This window comes from Micromonospora parva, from assembly GCF_000718515.1.
Taxonomy (GTDB): Bacteria; Actinomycetota; Actinomycetes; order Mycobacteriales; family Micromonosporaceae; genus Micromonospora; species Micromonospora parva.
Map to the genome: position 1 here is coordinate 286,904 of NZ_JNZS01000011.1, position 22,340 is coordinate 309,243.

The 22,340-nt window shown below is 69.5% G+C and carries 17 protein-coding genes and 2 tRNA genes; 13 read left to right on the forward strand and 6 right to left on the reverse strand.

All coding sequences use genetic code 11. The features are described 5' to 3' along the window. The first annotated feature begins 62 nt into the window (after positions 1-62). A complete protein-coding gene (locus tag IF22_RS0118165) occupies positions 63-1,262 on the forward strand; it encodes a DUF1015 family protein (protein WP_030333516.1) in 1,200 nt (399 codons plus the stop codon). Between the two features lie 85 nt (positions 1,263-1,347). Further along, positions 1,348-1,815 carry a ribose-5-phosphate isomerase gene (locus tag IF22_RS0118170; protein WP_030333518.1) on the forward strand — a complete coding sequence of 156 codons (468 nt, stop codon included), beginning with the start codon at positions 1,348-1,350 and terminating at the stop codon, positions 1,813-1,815. A gap of 10 nt (positions 1,816-1,825) precedes the next feature. Here IF22_RS0118170 and IF22_RS0118175 read toward each other — a convergent pair whose 3' ends face one another. Further along, positions 1,826-2,167 (reverse strand): hypothetical protein, encoded by a 342-nt coding sequence (locus IF22_RS0118175; RefSeq protein WP_030333520.1) that lies wholly within the window; start codon positions 2,165-2,167, stop codon positions 1,826-1,828. Positions 2,168-2,304: 137 nt separating this feature from the next. On the opposite strand from IF22_RS0118175, the gene IF22_RS0118180 reads away from it, so the two are divergent. Continuing rightward, entirely contained in the window at positions 2,305-2,850 is a 546-nt protein-coding gene (locus tag IF22_RS0118180; protein WP_030333522.1) for a hypothetical protein, read from the forward strand. A gap of 167 nt (positions 2,851-3,017) precedes the next feature. Here IF22_RS0118180 and IF22_RS0118185 read toward each other — a convergent pair whose 3' ends face one another. Then, a complete protein-coding gene (locus tag IF22_RS0118185) occupies positions 3,018-3,284 on the reverse strand; it encodes a hypothetical protein (protein ID WP_030333524.1) in 267 nt (88 codons plus the stop codon). Between the two features lie 94 nt (positions 3,285-3,378). After that, positions 3,379-5,526, reverse strand: coding sequence for a M14 family zinc carboxypeptidase (locus IF22_RS0118190; protein WP_030333525.1), 2,148 nt, complete (start codon positions 5,524-5,526; stop codon positions 3,379-3,381). Positions 5,527-5,764: 238 nt separating this feature from the next. Between IF22_RS0118190 and IF22_RS0118195 the strand changes: the two genes are divergently transcribed. From IF22_RS0118195 to IF22_RS0118210, 4 genes are all read left to right on the forward strand, one after another. Then, positions 5,765-12,481, forward strand: coding sequence for a polymorphic toxin-type HINT domain-containing protein (locus IF22_RS0118195; RefSeq protein ID WP_081883884.1), 6,717 nt, complete (start codon positions 5,765-5,767; stop codon positions 12,479-12,481). 10 nt (positions 12,482-12,491) lie between these two features. After that, positions 12,492-12,902 (forward strand): hypothetical protein, encoded by a 411-nt coding sequence (locus tag IF22_RS0118200; protein ID WP_167337308.1) that lies wholly within the window; start codon positions 12,492-12,494, stop codon positions 12,900-12,902. A 273-nt stretch (positions 12,903-13,175) separates the two neighbouring features. Beyond that, entirely contained in the window at positions 13,176-13,685 is a 510-nt protein-coding gene (locus tag IF22_RS0118205) for a SigE family RNA polymerase sigma factor (RefSeq protein WP_030333531.1), read from the forward strand. Then, the gene (locus IF22_RS0118210) at positions 13,682-14,512 is read left to right on the forward strand and encodes a hypothetical protein (protein WP_030333532.1); all 831 of its coding nucleotides are present in this window, start codon (positions 13,682-13,684) and stop codon (positions 14,510-14,512) included. Before IF22_RS0118205 ends, IF22_RS0118210 begins: the two co-directional genes overlap by 4 nt. Positions 14,513-14,618: 106 nt before the next feature. On the opposite strand, the gene IF22_RS0118215 is transcribed toward IF22_RS0118210, so the two are convergent. Together IF22_RS0118215 and IF22_RS0118220 are read right to left on the reverse strand one after the other, a co-directional pair. Then, positions 14,619-15,011 carry a hypothetical protein gene (locus IF22_RS0118215; RefSeq protein WP_030333533.1) on the reverse strand — a complete coding sequence of 131 codons (393 nt, stop codon included), beginning with the start codon at positions 15,009-15,011 and terminating at the stop codon, positions 14,619-14,621. 544 nt (positions 15,012-15,555) lie between these two features. Next, a tRNA-Gly gene (locus IF22_RS0118220) sits at positions 15,556-15,626 on the reverse strand. A 320-nt stretch (positions 15,627-15,946) separates the two neighbouring features. Between IF22_RS0118220 and IF22_RS0118225 the strand changes: the two genes are divergently transcribed. The 6 genes from IF22_RS0118225 (at position 15,947) to IF22_RS0118250 (ending at position 21,507) form a co-directional block, all read left to right on the forward strand. Next, positions 15,947-16,020 (forward strand) — tRNA-Pro (locus tag IF22_RS0118225). Positions 16,021-16,158: 138 nt separating this feature from the next. Beyond that, on the forward strand, positions 16,159-17,505 hold the full coding sequence (tig, locus tag IF22_RS0118230; protein WP_030333534.1) for a trigger factor: 1,347 nt from the start codon (positions 16,159-16,161) through the stop codon (positions 17,503-17,505). A 249-nt stretch (positions 17,506-17,754) separates the two neighbouring features. After that, entirely contained in the window at positions 17,755-18,396 is a 642-nt protein-coding gene (locus IF22_RS0118235) for an ATP-dependent Clp protease proteolytic subunit (protein ID WP_007464111.1), read from the forward strand. A 10-nt stretch (positions 18,397-18,406) separates the two neighbouring features. Beyond that, positions 18,407-19,069 (forward strand): ATP-dependent Clp protease proteolytic subunit, encoded by a 663-nt coding sequence (locus IF22_RS0118240; RefSeq protein ID WP_030333536.1) that lies wholly within the window; start codon positions 18,407-18,409, stop codon positions 19,067-19,069. 209 nt (positions 19,070-19,278) lie between these two features. After that, on the forward strand, positions 19,279-20,574 hold the full coding sequence (gene clpX / locus IF22_RS0118245; protein WP_030333537.1) for an ATP-dependent Clp protease ATP-binding subunit ClpX: 1,296 nt from the start codon (positions 19,279-19,281) through the stop codon (positions 20,572-20,574). Between the two features lie 135 nt (positions 20,575-20,709). Next, positions 20,710-21,507, forward strand: coding sequence for a carbon-nitrogen hydrolase family protein (locus tag IF22_RS0118250; protein WP_030333539.1), 798 nt, complete (start codon positions 20,710-20,712; stop codon positions 21,505-21,507). A 3-nt stretch (positions 21,508-21,510) separates the two neighbouring features. Here the strand turns inward: IF22_RS0118250 and IF22_RS0118255 are convergent, their stop codons facing one another. Continuing rightward, the gene (locus IF22_RS0118255) at positions 21,511-21,735 is read right to left on the reverse strand and encodes a hypothetical protein (RefSeq protein ID WP_030333540.1); all 225 of its coding nucleotides are present in this window, start codon (positions 21,733-21,735) and stop codon (positions 21,511-21,513) included. Between the last annotated feature and the right edge of the window lie 605 nt (positions 21,736-22,340).

The following is a 22,340-nucleotide window of genomic DNA, read 5'->3' on the forward strand; positions in this document are numbered from 1 at the left end:
TCTGGTGGACGCCCTGCGGGTCCCCGTCGGCGGCGACACCGTCGCCGGTAGCGTCAGTGGGTATGACGGTCGTGCATCCGATCACCCGGGCCTGGGTCACCACTGGCGGCACCGGCGCGCAGAACTACGACGAGTTCGCCGACGACGCGGAAATCACCGCGATCATCGAGTCGAACCCGCACAGTGCTCTCGGCATCGAGATGCCGCATCGCGCCCCGCAGAGCCTGGGCAAGTCGTTCCTCGACGCGCTGCCGGACGCGGTGTCCCGCCTCGCCGAAGCCAAGGCCGACGGCAGTTACACCCCCGCCGAGCAGGTGGTGGTGCTCTACCGGATCAGCGCACCCGGCGAGGAGCCGGCGTACGGGATGTTCGCGATGGTGGACACCGACCAGATCTCCACCCGGGCGGACGAGCCGGGCCTGGTCATCCGCAACGAGGACGTCTTCATCGCCAAGGTCCGCGAGCGGGTGGCGCTGGCCGACGCGCTGGGCCACCTGCTCTCACCCGTACTCCTGCTGCAGACCGGGCGTGGCGATGAGCTGCACGCGGCGCTCGCGGCGGCGACCGACGCGGCCGGTGCGCCCGCCGCGACGGACACCGACCAGGCGGGGCGCACGCACGCGATCTGGCTGCTCGGCCCCGGCCCGGAGCAGACCACGTTGACAGCGCTCGCCGGTGGCGGCGACCTGGTCGTCGCGGACGGCAACCACCGCAGCCTGGCCGCCCAGACCGGAGGGCTGCCGCGCTTCCTGGCCGTGGTCACCACTCCCGCGTCGGTGGCCATCCAGCCGTACAACCGGCTGGTCAGCGAGCTGACCACCACCCCCGCCGAGCTGCTCGACCGGCTGCGGGCCGCGGGCGCCGAGGTCGAGCCGATCGACGGCCCGGTCGAGGTCCCGGAGACCGGCGGCACCGTGCACCTTCGCCTCGACGGCCAGGGGTACGCGGTGCGCCTGCCCGCCACGGCCTCCGCCCGCCTGGAGAACCTGGACCACGCCCTGGTCGAGCGTCTGGTGCTGCGCGACGCGCTCGGTCTGGACCCGGGCGACAAGCGGATCACCTACGTTGGCGGTGACTACCCGGCGAGCTGGCTCACCGGTGAGGTGGACGCCGGGCGGGCCGAGTTGGCCATCCTGATCGCCCCGGTGACCGTGGCGGATTTCGTCGCCGTCAACCTGGCCAGGGAGAAGATGCCCCGCAAGAGCACCTGGTTCACCCCGAAGGCGCGCGGCGGTCTGGTCGTCGCCGAGCTGCCGCGATGAGCGCCGTCCGCACGACCGTGTGACGAACCCGCGCCCGGGGACGCCCCTGTGACGTCCCCGGGCGCGGCCTGACAGACTTCCCGGTATGCGCGTCTACCTGGGATCCGATCACGCCGGTTTCGAGTTGAAGGTGCACCTGGCCAACCACCTGGCCATGCAGGGGTACGACGTGGTCGACGTCGGCCCGCACGCCTACGACCCGGACGACGACTACCCCACGTTCTGCCTGCACACCGGCGACCAGGTGGTGGCCGACGAGACGGGCCTCGGAGTGGTCATCGGTGGCTCCGGCAACGGTGAGCAGATCGCCGCGAACAAGATCGCCGGCGTCCGCGCCGCGCTGGCCTGGAGCGTCGAGACCGCTCAGCTGGCCCGCCAGCACAACGACGCGAACGTGGTCGCCGTCGGTGCCCGCCAGCACACGCTGGACGAGGCGACCGCCATCGTCGAGGCGTTCCTGAACACGCCGTTCTCCGGCAACGAGCGGCACGCTCGCCGGATCGCCCAGGTGGCCGAGTACGAGCAGACCCGCAAGCTGCCCGACCTGCCCTGACGGGCGGCGCTCAGCGCGGCGAGCGGGGCAGCTCCTCGCGGGGCACCCAGTTGCGGCGGACCACCACCACGCGGGCCTCCGCCTCGGCCAGGTCGTCGTCGTTGGGGCGGGCCGCATCCCGGGCCCGTAGCGCGGCGCTCAGCCCCACCTGGGACGAGCCGGAACCGACCAACCCGCGCAGCCCTCGCTCGCCGTCGCGCTCGTCGCCGCCCGCGCCCCTGCGTCGTGCGGGCGGGTCGTCACCGTCGTGCACGCCCGCGGTGCTGGCGGCCGGGCCGTCGGCACCCGGTCGGGCCGTCTCGGGGTCGGCGGGGTGGCGCAGCCGTCGCCGTCGTCGGTCGCTGTCACCCATCAGCCGACCGTACCCTGCCCGGTGTGATCCGGCACCGTCGTGGGCTGCGCGTCCCGGCCGGGGTCGGCGACCGATTTGCCGGCTGGCTACCCTCGAATCCAGGCGGTGTCGTTGCCGTCGGTCAGGGGGAGGACGAGATGGCAGACCAGACGCAGCCGTGGGCGGAGCGGACCGTGGAGGTGCCACCGCAGGCCGGCGTCGGGGTGCCGCCGCAGCGCGACGGGTTCCGTCGGGGGGTCGCCCCGGTGGGTCAGCCGCGCACCCCGCGGACGGAGCCGTTCCCGGTGGTCGCCGAGGAGCCGACCGGCATGGGCTGGCCCGACGGGCCGGTGCCACGCCGCTCGCTGAGCTCGCGAATGGCGCAACTGCGGCGCGGCGGTGAGTGGAGCGCGGCGGCCGGCCTCTTCGCGTTCGTGTGTTGGGGGATCTGGGCGCTGTCCGGCCAGGGTGACCTGAGCGGCCCGCTGCTGGTGTTGGTGCTCAGCCTGCTGGTGGCGGTCGGCCTGTTCGCCCTGTCCCGACTGGTCGGCAGGGTGGTGCTGGAACGGCAGCTGGGCCGGGTCCGGCGCAGCGCCCGGGGTGCCCACCTGGCGACGGCGGTCTTCCTCGCCGGCCTGGGGGTGGCGTGGCTCCAGCAGACCGAGTGGGTCGTCTCGGCCTGGAACTGGATCTCCTCGAACTGATCCGGAGCGCGCACGGGCGGGCCGGTCGATGCCCGCCCACCCGTGCACCCGGTCGTCTCCCCACCAGGCAAGGTCGCTGCTTACCCGGCCGGTAGCGGTTCATCCGTGGCCGGCCGCTCCGACCGGTACCTCCTTCGAGGGCTCGGGTGCCCGCGATGGTGCGGCGGTCAGTGGGTGCCGCCGTGCCCCTCGGCGTCGGCTCGGGGCGACGCGACCCGGGCGGCCGGGTCCTCGACGCCGGGCTCGCCGCCGTCCGGGGCGACCGCGCCGTCGTAGTTGTAGAGCGGTCGACCATCGTCGTGCTGCTTGGTGGTCCTGATGTAGCGGTGCATCAGGCCGTCGATCTTCACCTCGACGAGTGCCTCGTCGCCGGTCTCGTGCGTGCTGCCGTCTCGGGGGCCGCCCACCAGGTGGGCTGTGGTGTTGGTGTCCATGCAGGGCCCCTACCCGCCAGGCATCTGGCGGAAACGGGTGAATCCGCCCAGCGGGTGCCGCGCCCAATGAGTGGACGCGGCACCCGCTGAGGGATCAGCCGGCGGATTCCGCGGCGGCGTAGTCGCGGGCCACCCGGACCATCTCCACCAGTCCGCCGGCGTACTCCTGGGATTCGCCGTGCGCCTCGTCGAACGGCGGCTGGAAGCCGACGCCCTCCCACTGGTTGGTCGCCGGGTTCCACCGGTCGTTGCCGACCTCGAAGTCCCAGGCGAAGATGCCCAGCTCGTAGTAGAGCTGGTCGGCCGAGTTGCCGGCGGCGGAGTAGAGCACGTCGGCGACCGGTCCGGTCTGCGACGGCCAGGTCACGGTGCCGCGCTCCTGTGCGATGGCGCCGACGATCCGCCGGGCGCTGTTGAGGAACAGCGTCGACTCGTCGATCGACGGCCGGGGCAGGGTGATCCGCCCATCGGCCCGGTACGCCCCGGGCGGCCACATGAAGTACCCGCCGTAGGAGTGCACGTTCATCGCGAACTTGATGTTCGGGTGGTCCTTGGCGAGCGCGATCACGTTGCTGCTCTCCGCCTCGGACAGCTCGGCGGTGCCCGCGTAGTTGCCGGACAGGCAGTTCGCGCTGGCGCCCACGTAGCCGTCGAAGTACGACCCGACGGTGTAGTTGCGGTTGATGTCGACGCCCCACGAGGTGCGGTTCTTCGGGTCGCGGGCCGCCCCGGTGCAGTGGTTGACCAGGTTCTTGCGCTGGAAGTTGAAGTCGTTGAACGAGTAGTTCGCGCCGTCCGGGTTGACCGTCGGGATAACGAAGATGTCGACCTGTTCCAGCAGTTCACGGGTGGCCGGGTCGGTGCGGGCGTTGGCCAGCATCCGCTCGGCGAACTCCAGCGTCACCAGTGGGGTGGCCCACTCGCGGGCGTGTTCCTGGGAGTACGCGAGCACCCCGACCCGGGAGCCGTCCCGGTGTACGCCGAGGCGCAGCGCCTGCACCGTCCACGGCCGGGCGGGCACCTCGGTGCCCTGGAGGCCGTCGTCGATTCGGGTGGGGCCGGCGACGGGCATCGGCAGCCCGGCCGAGCCGTCCTCGACGGTGGCCCGGAACCGCTCCGGTTGGCGGGCGTTGATCGCCGCCGCCACCTCGTCGGTGGTGCTCACCGTCTTGCCAGCGGTGTCGGTGGCCAGCGAGACGGTGAGGACGCGGTCGCGGTAGTTGACGGTCAGCGGTCGGTTCGCCCGGCCCGGGTCGACCGTCCGCACCTGTACGCCGTTCATGTTCTGGTCGCCGAAGCGGACCGACTCGACCACCACGGCGGCCACCGCCGGGTCGCCCAGGTAGCCGGCGGCGTTGCGCCGGTACCCCTGGGTCCTGTTCGGCAGGTCGATCACGTCCACCAGGTCCCGGTACTGGCGGGCCAGGCGCTTGATCCGCGCCTGGATGTCGATCGGCGTGAGGTACGCGTCGATGAAGTCCTTCTGGTAGCCGGCCGGCAGCGGGGGCGGGGAGACGTTCGGCCAGAGCGCCGGCGTGACCACCCGGCTGACCCCGCCGAGGCTGGAGGTGGCGGTCAACTGGACCGGCCGGTTCGGCACCGGCTGGGGAAGGTTGTAGTGGTACTGGTACTCGCCCGAGTCCTCGAACCGGTACAGCGGGAACGACCCGGTGGCGCCGTCCGCCGTCCGCCAGCTGACCGTGATCTCCACGTCCGGGTCGTCGGTGGCGGTGGTGGCCACCTGGGCCTGCAGGAAGGTCTGCCCTCCGATGGTCCACCAGTACGCCTGCTGCACCTGGAGGGTGTCCACGGCAGTGGCGGCGGCGGTGGACCGCTGGCCGGCGGCCGGCGTACGCAGGCCGGCGGCGGTGCGGGCCTGAGCCGCGCGGACGCTGTCGGCGTAGTTCCGGGTGCCGTCTCCGGCACGCTGCACGACCTGCACGGCGGTCGCGCCCTGCGCGGTCAGTTCGGCGAGCTGCGTACCGGTGAGCACCAGGTCGGCGAGGATCCGCCCGTCGCGGGCGCGGGGTCGGTTGGCCAGGTCCGCGCCGGCGGCGACGAGCCGGTCCAGTTGGGCCTGATCGCGGAGCTGGACCCGGACCAGGGCGGTCTCGGTGGCGGTCAGGGTGATCGGGCTGGCCGGGGCAGCGGGTGCCGCCGCTGCCGAACCGGGATGGGACAGCACCGCGCTGATCAGGATCGCTGTGGTGGCGGCAGCTGTCCACCGTCGTCGGACGATCATGTGCCCTCCTGTGACGGACGTAGATGTGCGTGGTCCTTACACCAGTGCACAGATCGACAACTGTCAAGAGACGGGGTGGCGCGGACCCGCCGGGGCGAAGCTCACGGAACGTGGTCGCGATCAATCAATTAGGTCAGATGTCCTGCTTGTTCTCGCAAGTTGTGACGGCTCTTTACAGTGCCGCTACTCGATCTCTAATGTCTGGCCCACTATCCGGGCTTGATCACGGGGGTTGCTGATGCCTGGTTGGTTTTCGCCTGCGCCTGTTGCCGCGTTCGCCTCTCTCATCCAGCGGGCCAGTCGCCGCCGTGCCGGCCGCCGCTCGGGCATCGCGGCCGTCGTCGTGACCGCCCTGGTGGCGAACCTGCTGGTCGCGCCGGTGCCCGCCGCCCAGGCCGCGGCGCACCGACCACCCACGCCCAAGGCGGTGTCAACGGTTCCGGTCACCGCTGTGCAGGCCCGCCCGGCCGGCAAGGCCGCCGAGCCGGCGCCGGCGAGCGCCAAGCCGGCGGCGGTCTGGCCGGCGGCGGGTGCGGCAGTGGTCGACCTGTCGACCGCGGCGACGGGGGAGAAGGTCCGGGCCGGCGGTTCATCGGTACGGCTGGCCGCCCCCGCCACCACGAACCGCTCGGCGACGGCGGGACCGCGCAGGGTACGGGTCGAGATCCATGACCGGGCCACCACGGACCGCGCCGGGGTCCGCGGTGCCCTCTTCTCGGTCAACCGGGCGGACGGCGCGACCGCAGCGGGCCCGGTCGACGTCACAGTGGACTACCGCTCGTTCGCGAGCGCGTACGGCGCCGACTGGGCGAGCCGGCTGCGGCTGGTGGCGCTGCCGGAGTGCGCGCTGCGTACCCCAGCGAAGAAGCAGTGCGCGGGTACGCCGCTGCCCTCCCGCAACGATCCCGCCGCGAAGACGGTCACCGCGACGGTTCAGGTGAGCGCGGCCACCAGTCTGGTCGCGGCGGCGGCAGCCGCGTCCGGGCCCGCCGGTGACTACTCGGCCACCCCGTTGCAGCCGTCGTCGACCTGGTCAGCTGGCGGACACTCGGGCGCCTTCACCTGGTCGTACCCGATGCGGGTGCCGCCGGCCCCCGGTGGGCCCGCCCCGCAGTTGGAGTTGAGCTACTCGTCCCAGTCCGTCGACGGTCGCCACGCGGCGTCCAACAACCAGCCGTCCTGGGTGGGCGAGGGCTTCGAGGCCGGGTTCGGGGGTTACATCGAGCGGCGCTACCGGTCCTGCGCGGAGGACATGGACGGCACCGCCAACAACGAGCTGGAGACCGGTGACCAGTGCTGGGAAACCAACAACGCCACGCTGTCGCTCAGCGGCCATTCCGGTGAGCTGATCTACAACTCGTCGGAAGACCGTTGGCACCTGCGCAACGACGACGGCTCCCGGATCGAGCGCAAGACCGGCGCGGTCAACGGCGACAACGACGGCGAGTACTGGGTGGTCACCACCACCGACGGCAAGCAGTACTGGTTCGGCGCCCACCGTCTGCCCGGCTGGACGTCCGGCAACCCGGTGACCAACTCGACGTGGACGATGCCGGTGTTCGGCAACGAGACGGGGGAGCCCTGCCACGCCACCAGGTACGCCGATTCGGACTGCACGCAGGCCTGGCGCTGGAACCTCGACTACGTCGTCGACCTGCACGGCAACTCGATGTCGTACTGGTACGTGAAGGAGACCAACAAGTACGGTCGCAACCGGGACGCCGACGACGCCGCCAGCTACGACCGGGGCGGCTGGCTGGACCGGATCGACTACGGCACCCGGCGCGACGACGGCGTGGAGTCGGTGCTCAACACGCCGGCCCCACTGCGGGTCGAGCTCACCGAGGCGGACCGCTGCCTGAGCAGCTGCACCACCCACGACGAGGTGCGCTGGCCGGACACCCCCTGGGACAGCGAGTGCACCGGGAGCTCCTGCGAGGACACCTTCTCTCCGACGTTCTGGACGACCAAGCGGCTCGCCTCGGTGACCACCCAGGTGCGCAACGGCACCGGCTACCGCAACGTGGAGCGGTGGACATTCGGCCACACCTTCCCGGACCCCGGTGACGGCACCCGGGCCGGTCTGTGGCTGGACAAGATCTCCCACACCGGTCTGGCCGGTGCCACCAGCACCGTGCCCGACATCGAGTTCACCCCGGTCCAACTCTCCAACCGGGTGGACACGATCGACTTCGCCGCGGCGATGAACTGGATGCGGATCGCGAAGATCCGCACCGAGTCGGGCGGCACCACGAGCGTCACCTACTCGGCACCCGACTGCGTCGCCGGTCAGACGCCGACACCCCACACGAACACCCGACGGTGCTACCCGGTCATCTGGATGCCGGAGGGCTACCAGAAACCGGTGACCGACTGGTTCCACAAGTACGTGGTGACGACCGTCTACGAGAACGACAACACCGGCGGGGCGCCGCCGCAGGGCAGCCCTCGCGTCGCCTACAAGTACGACTACTACGACGGCGCGGCCTGGCACTACAACGACGACGACGGGCTCGTCGACCCGAAGCACAAGACCTGGTCCGACTTCCGTGGCTACGGCCGGGTCGGGGTCACCGTCGGCGACACGGGCGAACAGTCGTACACGGAGACCCGCTACTTCCGGGGCATGAACGGCGACCGCGCCGCGCCGACCGGCGGCACCAGGTCGGTCACCATCGACGGGATCGCCGACGAGGACTGGTACGCCGGTACGCCTCGGGAGACCAGGACGTTCAACGGGCCGACCGGCCCGGTGGTGTCCCGGCAGACCAGTGATCCGTGGGCGTCCGCGGCGACCGCCAGCCGGACGATCAACGGGGACACCGTCAGCGCCCGGATTCTCCGGGTGGGCACCACCCGCGCGTACACCACGCTCGACGCCGGCCGTGGTGAACGGGTCACCCGGACGACCACCAGCTACGACGCGTACGGGATGGCCGTCAGCGTCGATGACTTCGGCGACGACAAGGTCGCCGGAGACGAGCAGTGCACCAAGACGGACTACACGCCGCGCAACACCACGAACTGGCTGATGGACCGGGTCCACCGGGTTCAGCGCTACGCGGTGAAGTGCGCCGACGCCGCCACCCCCGGATCGTTGACCGAGGACGACGTCATCGGTGAGACCCGGACCTGGTACGACGGCAACGCCTTCGAGGAGGCGGCCACCAGGGGCCTGACCACCCGCACCGAGGAGATGGAGGCCTGGAACGCGGGCGCGCCGACCTTCACCACCGTGAACCAGGCCGGGTACGACGCGCAGGGCCGGATGACCTCGTCACGGGACGCGCTGAGCTACGAGACGAAGACCGCCTACACCCCGGCCAGCGGGGGTCCGGTGACGTCGACCGCGGTGACCAATCCGCTCCAGCACGTGCTGACCACCACGATCGAACCGGCCTGGGGCACGGCGACGTCGGTGGTGGACGCGAACGGCAAACGCACCGACGTGACGTACGACGGTCTGGGCCGGCTCACTGCCGTGTGGCTGCCGGGTAGGACGAAGGGCACCGACACCGCCGACCTGACCTACGGGTACCACGTCCGTAACGACGCCGCCACCGTGGTCTCCGCCTCGAAACTGAACGCGAAGGGCGACTACGTCACGGCGTACACCTTCTACGACGGGCTGCTGCGCAACCGGCAGACCCAGGCGCCGTCGCCCTCCGGCGGTCGCCTGCTCACCGACGTGTTCTACGACACCGCCGGTCGACAGGTGAAGACCTTCGCGCCGTACCACGCAGCCGGTGCGCCGGGCACCACCCTGGTCACGGCGACCGAGCGGGCCTTCGTCCCCACCCAGGACCTGACCGTGTACGACGGTGCCGGGCGGGTCACCGCGACGGTCTTCCAGCCCTACGACGTCGAGAAGTGGAGGTCCAGCACCTACTACGCCGGCGACCGCACCGACGTCACCCCGCTGGCGGGCGGCACCGCCACCTCGACCGTCACCGACGCCCGGGGCCGCACCGTGCAGTTGCGGCAGTACCGGGGGGCCGTGCCGACACCGGGCACCGCCGGCAGTTGGGACGCCAGCACCTACACCTTCAACCGCAAGGGTCAGCTGACGAGCTTCGCCGACCCGGCGGGCAACGACTGGACGTACACCTACGACATCCGCGGCCGGCAGAAGACGGTGGACGATCCCGACGCGGGCGTCACCAGCCTCACGTACGACAACGCCGGTCGCACCGCCACCACCACCGACGGTCGAGGGAAGAAACTCGCGTACCTGTACGACCCGCTGAACCGAAAGCGCGCCGTCTACGACGACCAGGTCGGTGGGACCATGCGGGCCCAGTGGGTGTACGACACCCTCGCCAAGGGCCAGCTCACCCAGAGCACCCGGTTCGTGGGGTCGAGCTCGTACCAGGTCAAGACGACCGGTTACACGGACGCCTACCAGCCCACCGGCATCTCCGTTGTCATCCCCGCCTCGGAAACCGGCATCGCCGGCACCTACACCTTCGCCAGCAACTGGAACCGGGACGGCTCGTTGGCGTCGAGCACCTTCCCGTCCACCAACAGCGGCCTCCCCGCGGAGACCCTGACGTACGGCTACAACGACCTCGGGCTGCCCACCACAGTCGACACGATCTACGGAACGAGCAACCAGTCGTACGTCGAGGGCACCGACTACAACGCGCTCGGCCAGGTGGACCAGTACCGCTTCTGGACCGGCAGCGGCGGACGCGTCTGGCAGGCGTTCACCCGCGAACTGGAGACCGGTCGGCTGACCGGGATCCGCACCGACCGCGACACGGTGGCGCCGAACATCGTCGCCGACGTGCGCTACACGTACGACCCCACGGGCAACATCGTCAAGACCCAGGACGTCACGCCCGATCCGGTCGATGACACGCAGTGCTTCGGCTACGACCAGCTGCGCCGACTCACCGAGGCGTGGACCCCGGCCAGTGGGGACTGCGGCACCGCGCCGTCCGTCGCCGGCCTGGGCGGCCCGGCGAAGTACTGGCACAGTTGGACGTTCGACAACGTCGGCAACCGGCGTACCCACACCGAGCACACCAGTACCGGGAACGCGACCACCGACTACGCCTACCCGGCGGCGCGCAGTCCGCAACCGCATGCCCTCTCCGGCACCACCGGCGCCCGTACCGGCTCCTACACGTACGACAAGAGCGGCAACACCCTCACCCGACCCACCGACTCCTCGGGCACGCAGACCCTGACCTGGGACGTCGAGGGTCGCCTGCAGACCTCCACCGACAGCACCGGGGCGACCAGCTTCGTCTACGACGCGGACGGCAAGCGGCTCATCCGCCGCGACCCGACCGGTAGCACTCTCTACCTCCCGGGTCAGGAGATCCGCTACACCAAGAGCACCGCCTCCACCGCGTGCACCCGCTACTACGCCCACGCGGGCGCCACCATCGCCTCCCGCACCACCGCCGGCCTGAGCTGGCTCAGCAATGACAACCACGGGACTGCCCAGGTCAGCGTCAACGACACGTCGCAGCAGGCGAGCATCCGGCGGCAACTGCCGTACGGGAAGGACCGTGGCACCGGTGTCGCCTGGCCCAACAGCAAGGGCTTCGTGGGCGGCACCATCGACAACACCGGCCTGACCCACCTCGGGGCACGGGAGTACGACCCCACGATCGGACGGTTCGTCAGCGTCGACCCGCTGCAGGACCTGAGCGATCCGCAGCAGTGGCACGGCTACGCCTACTCCAACAACAACCCCACCACCTTCAGCGACCCCAGCGGCCTCATCCCCGCCGACTGTGCCGAGATCGTGGGCGGCTGCCCCGACTACCAGGTCGGCAACGAGAAGGCCAACCGCAAGAACAGCAAGAAGAAGACCTGCTGGCCCATCAAGTGCAGCAGCGTCATGAAGCAGAAGAACCCGAACATCCTGGGTCACGTCATCCTCGTACCGCCGACCATCGACCTGGACCGGTTCACCGAGCTCTGGGCCGACTCCCAGGCGGAAGTGCTCGGCATGGCCGCCGGCTGGGACCCGAGTCAGGTCCTGCACCAGGAGTTCCAACTGGCGATGCAGGTCTGCGGGGAGATCGACGACGAGGCATGCCACAAGTGGATTCAGGACGTCCTGTGGCCTGGCTACTGGGCGACCATGATGCCCCTGCCCGACGACGACGGAGTCGCCCTGCCGGTCGGCATGACGGCCCTGGGACGCGCGGCGCTGCCCCCCGGTGCCCAGCTACCGACGCAGACCGGCCTCAAGCCGGTGTGGCAGCAGGGCGGCCCGTGCAGCTTCGCCGGCGCGACCGAAGTCCTGATGGCGGACGGCAGCACGAAGCCGATCAAGGACATCAAGGTCGGTGACGAGGTGCTGGCGACCGACCCGGTCACCGGTGAGCAGGGGCCGCGGACGGTTGGTCACCTGTGGGTCCACGAGGACGACATGGTGGCGCTGTCGGTCGACGGCAAGGTCCTGGCGACGACCGAGGACCATCCGTTCTGGAACGCCACCGACAGGCAGTGGCAGCCGGCCGCCGAGCTCGACCGTGGCGACGTTCTGCGCACCGCTACCGGCGAGGGCGTGGCCGTCGACGGCCCGGCCCTCGAATGGGTGGGACGAGGCCAGGCCTACAACCTGACCGTCGCGGATCTTCACACGTACTATGTGCTCGCCGGCAAAACCCCGGTGCTCGTCCACAACACTGGCTGCGCCCCGGACCTCGGCCCGAAATGGAAGCCGCGTCCCGAGACCGAAATTCCCTGCAGCACTGGTTGCGAGCGCGTCGCTGCGCAGGTTCAGAAAAAGATCGGTGGTGAGATCGTGACCATCAGGCATGGAAACTTTTTCCTCGGCAAGTATCGGGGCCAGGATACCGGATGGTATACCCACACCGTAGTTGTCAAGGACGGCCGAGTCTTCGACGCGTTCAGCGGCAGAAATGGCGTCCCGATCAATGAGTACAAGGGCTTGTGGGAATACAATGACACGATCCAGTTCGGATTCTGAGGTGCGGGCTGTGGAACTGCAACGCACTCTAGAGCTACTTCGGAGGCGCCCCGGGATGCTTGGCGTTGACGGGTCGTTCGGGCAGACCGCCGCGTTTCTCGAAGGCGTGAACGTCGGGCAGCAGGGCGGCCTTCTCCAGGGGTTTCGGGAGTGGCTGGTGGTCCAGGTCGGCGACGGCGCCAATCTCACCTGGCGCGCGTTGGTAGTGCGCCTCGCCAACGGAGAGAGCGGCAGCGGCGGGTCAGAGGGCCCGTCCGCGGATGATGAGCGGCGGATCACTAGGGTTCTCTTTGATCAGCTGGACCAGTTTCTGGCCGCCCGTGAATCGACAGACGGGCTGTTGAAGATCTACGACAACTATCTGAAGTGGCTTCGACGTCAGGATTGGTACACGCCGAACAGTCCGAGCTACCTCGACTAGTCGGAACTGGCGCGCCGTAGGGCCGGGTAGTGAACGAGCCCCACCGTCGGTCTTCGTGGCCAGTTCGATCGGCGACTGCTCAACCTGGGGCCGCGGTGGGCTCGTCCTCGCCGCGGCCCGCGGGAGTCGCTCCGGCACGCTGGGCCGGCTCGTGCCGGTCGATATCCTCCCCGTCCGGTGCTCCGTTGATCCGTTGACAACTGCGCGAGTTTCGGAGCAACCCTCCGAGCCGGACCCCGCGTGACTAACTCGAAACGGGGATCGGAGGCCTGAATGAGCGACCGCGACGAGGCGTTCGCCGAGTACTTCGCGGCACGGTCCGGGGCCATGCGCGGCACCGCGTACCTGCTATGCGGCGACTGGCACCGGGCCGAAGACCTGGTCCAGACCACGTTCGTCAAGCTCTACCGGGTCTGGAACCGGATCTCCCGGCACGAGGTGCTCGACAGCTACGTGCGTCAGATCCTGGTCCGGACCTTCCTCGACGAGCGCCGCCGCGGTTGGTGGCTTCGGGAACGGGTGGGCGGCGAGGACACCGAGCAGGTGGCCCCGTCCGACTCGCCGGAGAGCCGGCTGGTGTTGCTCCAGGCGCTGGCCCGGGTGGCACCGCGGCAGCGGACCGTGCTGGTCCTGCGGTACTGGGAGGACCTGTCGATCGAGGATGTCGCGGCGCTGCTGGAGTGTTCTCCAGGGACGGTGAAGAGCCAGGCGGCACGCGGGCTCGACACGTTGCGCGGCCTCCTGGCACCCACCTACAGCGGGATCGAGATGGGGGAGCGATGAACGAGGAACAGTTCCGCGAGGGGCTGCGTAGCGAGATGGCGGGCATCACCCCGCCACCACCATTGAGTACGACTGCCGCGCTCGGCGCGGCACGACGGGCGCACGTCCGCCGGCGCGTGGTGTGGGCGTCGCTCGGCTCGGCGGCCGTCGTGCTGGCGGTCAGTGGCTTCGCGGCCGTCGCCACTCCGGACGGTCACGTCTACGAGCCGGCGGGCGGTGGGCCGCTGGTTGCTCCGGCCACCAAGGAGCCGTGGCCGACCGGGCCGAACGGGCAACCGCAGGAGGACCGGACCGCGCGGGCCGGCTCCAAGTACGACCAGGGAGCGCACCTGCTCAGCGAGGCTGTCGCTGTCGTACCCGCCGGTTTCACCACGCCCGACGACCCATCTGGTCAGTCCGCCGAGCAGCGGACGCTGCGGACCCACCAGGCGCAGTTCGAGGCCAGGGTGGACGGCGCCGACGTGTGGAGCTACTCCACTTCGGTGGCCGTCGCGCAGGGCCGCAGCACCGGGCGCGTTGTGGTCGAGGTGTACGACGCCGGCAATCCGATGCCGACCGAGCCGTGCGACCTGGCCCAGACGTTCTGGGGCATGCGGGGCGAGTGCCAGGTCGAGACCGTCGGCGCGGCGCGGGTCGGCGTGGTGGTCCGACCGGGCAGCGACGACCGGCTGGACCAGTGGTCGGCGTACCGGCATCCGGACGGCGTGGTGGTGTTCGTGGCGCAGGGCGTACGGCTTGACGAGAGCCGGCCCGCGTTGACGGAGCTGCCGTTCTCCGTACCGCAGTTGGCGGCGCTCGCCGTCGACGAGAGGTTCCACCTGAAGTGACACGGCAACTCGGTTTTGCCGAGTGGGTCCAGGTGCCGAGATCCATCGGTTCACCTGGGCCCTGCTGTGTCTCAGGGCCGCCGCGCCGGTGACCTGCGCGTCCTTCTCAGCGGCGTGCCGTAAGGGGGACGAGGACGAGCAGGGCGAGGCCGAGCATGGTGGCGCCGACGGCCCACCACCAGAAGAACCCCGAGAAGACCGAGGCGACCAGGAGCCCCACGCCGAGACCGGCCAGCAGGCCAAGTGCGAACAACACCCGTGGCGGTAGGGCGAGGTGCGGCAGGCGTCGCACCACCAGCACCTCCAGCCAGGTGCCGCCGGCCGCCAGCAGCGCTGCGCCGACCCCGTCCACGGCGGACAGCCCGTGACCCTCGCTGATGGGTACGAGAACGCTGCCTTCGTCACCGGCCGGGACGAAGAGGACCAGCACACCGACGACGATGAGCAGAGCGGCAGTGAAGACCTGCCTGCGTGGGGCGCCCGCACCAACGGATGACATCGCTATAGTCTCGGCCGTCCACCATCGTCTGCACAGGCGCCGCATAGGCGAACATCGAACGTCTGGCGCCCCGGCTGGCGCTGTCGGCCGCGCGCAGCAGTCGAAGCTGCGCGGCTGATCTGCTCGTTGCCGTCCCGGCCAGCTGGAGGGGCCATCTCAATGTCCCTGGGAACGTTGTTCAACGACTTCGTCAGGGGCGTGGCGGAGCAACTGGCCGGGTACGGCTTCGAACAGGGGAAGGGCCGCGTCTTCCGTCGGTATTCGGCGGCGGGCGACGCGCTCGTCGTCGAACGTGACGACGGGCGATGCGGATTACTTGCCAAGTGGGCCGGTAGACACACCCGCGCCGACGGTGTCACGGCGTCGATCAGCCGGGCGACTCGGAGCTATGCCGAAACGTCCCAGCGGGCAGTTGGTCCCGCTTGGCGGGACAGTCGCCCAGGATTTCGTTCGCCGGTTCGGCCAACCGCGCCGCACCACGATGGGGAGATGTGAAAGGCCCAGGTGCCGCGATCATGCGGTCCACCTGGGCCTTCGCACTCGGAGCGGGCGACGAGAATCGAACTCGCGTAGTCAGTTTGGAAGACTGAAGCTCTACCATTGAGCTACGCCCGCGTGCATCCCGCCGAAGCAGGACGCACCCCTAGCGTACCCAATGCCGGAGCCCGACGGCTAACCGCGCCTCCGCCCCGCGGTGCCGCGTCGTCCCCGACGCCGCGGCATGACGCCTCCAAGATCCGCACAACATCCGGGATGTAGTGGCCTCGCCGTGCGAGGAGACCACTACATCAGTGATGTTGTGCGGATCTTGGATCGTCCACCGGATCTTGGTGGCACCCGGGTGGGTGGAATGGTGATTTTCGGGCGATGTGTCCGGGTGGGGGACGCCCCGGCACCACCTGAGGCGTGGCGACGGCATAGACTGCACGTCGCCACGGGGTGTGGCGCAGCTTGGTAGCGCACTCGCTTTGGGAGCGAGGGGCCGTGGGTTCAAATCCCGCCACCCCGACTGTCGTCCGCGGCCGGGCCGCCCCGGGTGCCGCCCAGTGCGGTCCCCGGGCGATGCCGGAGCGTCAGGCCGGCTCGCCTACACTCGATGGGCTGAATCACGCCCAGACTCAACTGAGATCCGTCAAGGAGTACGCCTGTGAAGAGCACCGTCGAGACTCTGAGCCCGACGCGCGTGCGGCTCGCCATCGAGGTGCCGTTCGTCGAGCTCGAGCCGAGCCTCAAGAAGGCGTACCGGGAGATCGGTTCGCAGGTCCAGGTTCCGGGCTTCCGCCGGGGCAAGGTGCCGACCGCGGTGATCGACCAGCGGGTGGGCCGGGGCACCGTCCTCAACGAGGCGGTCCAGGAGGCCATCCCGGAGAACATCCTCGCCGCGGTGCGCGAGCACGACCTGAAGACGCTGGGGCGCCCGGAGGTCGAGATCACCGAGTTCAACGACGGTGACTCGCTGAACTTCACTGCCGAGGTCGACGTCCGTCCGGAGATCACCATCCCGGACGCGAGCACCATCGAGGTGACCGTCGACGAGCTGCAGATCGACGAGAGCGAGATCGACGAGCAGGTGAAGAACCTGCGGGAGCGTTTCGCGACCCTCAAGACCGTCGAGCGGGCCGCCGCCGAGGGTGACTACGTCCAGATCGACCTGAACGCCACCGTCGACGGCGAGGACGTGCCGGGCGGTCAGGCGAGCAACATCTCCCACGAGGTGGGCAGCAAGCAGCTCCTGCCGGGCCTGGACGAGGCAGTCGTCGGCCTGGCCGCCGGCGAGGACACCACCTTCACCACCCAGCTGGTCGGCGGCGACTTCGCCGGTCGCGACGCCGACGTGGCGGTGACCGTGCGCACGGTCAAGGAGAAGGAGCTGCCCGAGCTGAACGACGAGTTCGCCCAGATGGCCAGCGAGTTCGACACGATCGAGGAGCTGCGCGGCGACCTGCGGGCGCGGGTCACCCAGGGCAAGCAGGTCGAGCAGATCTACGCCGCTCGGGACAAGGCTTTGGCCCAGCTGGTCGAGGCCGCCGAGATCCCGGCCCCGGAGGGTGTCGTCCGCGAGGAGGTCGCGAGCCGCAAGCAGGCGATGATCGACCAGCTGGAGCGGATCGGCGCCTCGATGGAGGAGTACCTCGCGGCCGAGGACAAGACCGAGGAGCAGATCGACGCCGAGCTGACCGAGGCGGCGACCGAGGGCGTCAAGGTCCAGCTCCTGCTGGACACGCTGGCCGACGCGGAGGACGTGCAGGTCTCCGACGACGAGTTCGGGCACGAGATCGTGCACCGGGCGCAGCGTGCCGGGATGGCCCCGCAGCAGTACTACGACCAGCTGGTGCGCTCCGGCGCGGCCGCCGCGGTCTTCGGCGACGTGCGGCGGGGCAAGGCGCTCGCGGCTGTCATGGAGCGGATCACGATCAAGGACTCGGCCGGCAACGGGATCACCCTCGACGCGCTGCGCGCCGCCAACGAGGCGGAGCACAACCACGAACACTGATCGTCGGGTTGCGGCCGCCGTCCGCCGCTCAGCGGCAGACGGCGGCCGTTTCCCTTCCCGGGTACGCCCGGGCAGCAAGCACTGCCGGGTGCGCCGGGGCAGCAAACGCTGCCGGGTACGCCCGGAAGCCCGCGCCGCGGGTACGCCCGACACAGCTGCGCTGAGAGCGAACACTGCCCCGACCGGGACTCTGCCGCCCCGCACAGCGGTTAGTGTCGGGAAAGACGGTACGGAGAGCGAAGGGCTGCCATGACCGACATGCACATCCCCAAGAAGTCGCTCCGGGCGATTGACGCGCGCGGTGGCGACTCCATTGGCAACCTCGACGACTCGGTCTACAACCGGTTGCTCAAGGAACGCATCATCTTCCTGGGCAGTGAGGTGACCGACCAGGTCGCCAACCGCATCTGCGCGCAGCTGCTGCTGCTCGCCGCGGAGGACCCGGACCGCGACATCAACCTGTGGATCAACTCGCCGGGTGGCTCGGTCTACTCCGGCATGGCGATCTACGACACCATGCAGTTCATCGACAACGACGTGTCGACCGTGGCGATGGGCATGGCTGCCTCGATGGGCCAGCTGCTGCTCTGCGCGGGCACCAAGGGCAAGCGGTACGCCCTGCCCCACGCACGGATCATGATGCACCAGCCGTCCGGTGGTCTGGGCGGCACGGCGTCCGACATCGCCATCCAGGCGGAGCAGATGCTCTACACGAAGCGGATGTTCCAGGAGCGGGTCGCGCACCACACCGGCCAGAGCCAGTCGCAGATCGAGGCCGACTCGGACCGGGACCGTTGGTTCACCGCCCAGGAGGCCATGGACTACGGCTTCATCGACAAGGTGATCATCGGGGCCGCACAGGTTCCGGATGGCGCCGGGACCCTGAGCTGAGGAGCTGACGATGACCGATCTGAGCCTGCCGCCCCAGTTCGCGGCCGTGCACAACCGCTACGTGCTGCCGTCGTTCGTTGAGCGCACGTCGTACGGGGTCAAGGAGTCGAACCCGTACAACAAGCTCTTCGAGGACCGGATCATCTTCCTCGGCGTCCAGGTGGACGACGCGTCGGCGAACGACGTGATGGCCCAGCTGCTGACGCTCGAGGGCACCGACCCGGACCGCGACATCATCATGTACATCAACTCGCCGGGTGGGTCGTTCACCGCCATGACGGCGATCTACGACACCATGCAGTACGTCCGTCCGGACATCTCGACGGTCTGCCTCGGGCAGGCGGCGAGCGCGGCGGCGGTGCTGCTCTCGGCGGGCACTCCGGGTAAGCGGATGGCCCTGCCGAACTCGCGGATCATCATCCACCAGCCGGCCACCGAGGGCGGCTACGGGCAGGGCTCGGACATCGAGATCCAGGCCCGGGAGATCCTGCGGATGCGTACGCAGCTGGAGGACATGCTGTCCCGCCACTGCAACCGCCCGATCGAGCAGGTTCGCAAGGACATCGACCGTGACAAGATCATGACGGCCGAGGAGTCCAAGGAGTACGGGCTGGTCGACACGATCCTGACCAGTCGCAAGAAGGGTCTGCTGGCGGCCAACGCCGCTCGCTGAGCTGTACCGGGTCAGAGGTTGGCCGGGGCTTCGTTCCCGGCCGACCTCTGACACACCCGTTTTGGGGGTCGGAGAATGCCCCGCCAGCGGGTAACGTCGGGTCCGTACCGCTTCGCCGGTTGGGCCGGCGGCGCGAACGAAGCCGGGCGGAGCGCAACGTCCGCAGGTCAGGGCCGGGTCTCCGGCCGATGAGTGCAGGGAGAACGTAGGTGGCACGGATCGGTGACGGCGGCGACCTACTGAAATGCTCCTTCTGCGGCAAGTCGCAGAAGCAGGTCAAGAAGCTCATCGCGGGCCCAGGGGTCTACATCTGCGACGAGTGCATCGATCTCTGTAACGAGATCATCGAGGAGGAGCTGGCCGAGTCCGGCGAGGTGAAGTGGGAAGAGCTTCCCAAGCCGATGGAGATCTGCCAGTTCCTCGACACCTACGTCGTGGGTCAGGACCAGGCCAAGAAGGCACTCGCCGTCGCGGTCTACAACCACTACAAGCGGATCCAGGCCGAGGCGGCTGGCGCGCCGGGCTCCGGCAGTGACGCCGTCGAGCTGGCCAAGTCCAACATCCTGCTGCTCGGTCCGACGGGGTGCGGCAAGACCCACCTGGCGCAGACCCTGGCCCGGATGTTGAACGTCCCGTTCGCCATCGCCGACGCCACAGCGCTGACCGAGGCGGGCTACGTCGGCGAGGACGTGGAGAACATCCTCCTCAAGCTGATCCAGGCCGCCGACTACGACATCAAGCGCGCCGAAACCGGGATCATCTACATCGACGAGGTCGACAAGATCGCCCGGAAGTCGGAAAATCCCTCGATCACCCGGGACGTCTCCGGCGAGGGCGTGCAGCAGGCCCTGCTCAAGATGCTTGAGGGCACGGTGGCCAACGTGCCGCCGCAGGGCGGTCGTAAGCACCCGCACCAGGAGTTCATCCAGATCGACACCACCAACGTGCTGTTCATCTGCGGTGGCGCGTTCGCCGGCCTCGACCAGATCATCGAGTCCCGCACCGGGCAGGGTGGCACGGGCTTCGGCGCCCGGCTCCGGTCGGTGTCCGAGCGGTCGACCGACGACATCTTCAGCCAGGTCATGCCGGAGGACATGCTCAAGTTCGGGCTGATCCCCGAGTTCGTCGGCCGGCTGCCGGTGATCACCAACGTTCGCAGCCTGGACCGCAGCGCCCTCGTACGGATCCTCACCGAGCCGCGCAACGCCCTGGTCCGGCAGTACCAGCGCCTGTTCGAGCTGGACGGCGTCGAGCTGGAGTTCGACGAGCCGGCGCTGGAAGCCATCGCCGATCAGGCGATGCTGCGGGGCACTGGTGCCCGTGGCCTGCGGGCGATCATCGAGGAGGTCCTGCTCTCCGCGATGTACGAGGTGCCGAGCAACCCGGACGCCGCCCGCGTGCTGATCACCCGCGAGGTCGTCCTGGAGAACGTCAACCCGACGATCGTGCCGCGTGAGTTCACCGGCCGTCGTGCCCGGCGCGATCGCGAAGAGAAGTCCGCCTGATCCTCCCCGCATCACGCCGGTCGTCGAGTTCTGGGACGGCCGGCGTGATCGCGTTCGGGCGCCGACCGCTGACCACCCGCGCCGGCCGGGCCGTGACCCTGTCCGTGAGCGGTCTTCCAGCCGTACCCTTTGCACATGCGTGTCGCCGTCTGCCAGCTGAACGCCCGGGACGACCGTAAGGCCAATCTGGCGGCCGCGGAGGCCCTGCTGGAGCGCGCTGCCGCCGGCGGCGCCGACCTCGCTGTCCTCCCGGAGTATGTCGACTACCTGGGTCCCGTCGCGGGGCTGCCCGAACCGGAGCCGGTCGACGGGGAGGTGGGCAGCTTCTTCGCCGGGGTCGCACGGCGGCTCGGGATGTGGGTGGTGGCCGGCTCGTTCCACGAGGCCGGCCCGGACCCGGAGCACACCTGGAACACGTCGCTGGTCTTTGACCGTTCCGGCAGCCTGGCCGCGAGCTACCGCAAGATCCACCTGTACGACGTGGAGATCCCCGGTCGGGTCTCGTACCGGGAGTCGGCGAGTGTCGCGCCCGGGGTCCAGCCGGTGGTGGTCGACGTCGAAGGGCTGCGGGTCGGCCTGTCGATCTGTTACGACCTGCGCTTCCCGGAGCTGTACCGGCGGCTCGCGTCCGAGGGCGGCGCTCAGCTGCTGGTGGTTCCGGCCGCATTCATGATGCACACCGGCCGGGATCACTGGGAGGTTCTGCTGCGGGCCAGGGCGATCGAGAACCAGTGTTTCGTGGCGGCTGCCGGCCAGACCGGCGACCACGAGCCGGGTCGCACCTGCTTCGGGCGCAGCATGGTGGTCGACCCGTGGGGGACGGTCATCGGCCAGGTGCCGGACGGACCGGGCGTTTCCGTCGTCGACCTGGACCTCGACCGGCTCGACGCGATCCGCGCCGAGCTGCCCAGCCTCGCCAACCGCCGGCTCTGAGCCTCAGCCCTCCAGCAGGACGCCGATCACCGCGAACCCGGCGATGGCCGCTGCGGTGACCAGCAGCGCCGTGGTCATCCGGGACCGGCCCCGGCGGGCCAGTCGTCCCACCGAGAGCACGAGTACGACCAGCACGACCGCACCGATCACCACCTGCCAGAACGGCCCGATGAGGCCGAGCAGTGCCTCCTCGGCGACCACCCTGGCACCGTGCCCGGACTCATCCATGACTGACACTCTGGCACGTCGAGGCGGTCCGCGTCCTCGGCCGCACCGAGGAGCCTGCCGCGCGCCTCGCCCGAACCAGTGATGAACCCTGATTTGCCTTCTCCGGGCCGTCCGCGTAACTTTCTCTCTGCACGGGGGAGGCCGGACAAACCGGCCGAGAACGGGCGCCAGGCTCGTGGCGGGAACGCCGAGCGAGACTGAGGATCGGGCGGTGCGGAACACTCCGGATACGGGGTTGCGAACGCGAAGCCGACCGGGTAGAGTTCTGAAGCCGGCAGGAGCCGGGCGGAGAGCCGCGAAGCGGTGATCGGCCGGTCTGCGGCTTCCCACGACAGAAACGAACGTCGGAAACGACGCGCGTCATCGTGGACTCGAAGCAGTAAGAGTATCCGCAATATCGTTGAAGCATGGCGAACCGCGAAATATCGGTTTGACAGGGTGGAAACGAGCGGGTAACGTAGTAAAAGTGCCTGGTGCTGGAAGCGCCGGGTGCGAGAGCGGGAAATGCCCCGGTTGGGGTTCCACTTGGGTGGGGCTTGCGGCTGGTGTGTGGTTGTTCTTTGAGAACTCAACAGGGTGCTTGTAAAGCCAGTGCCAATTATGAT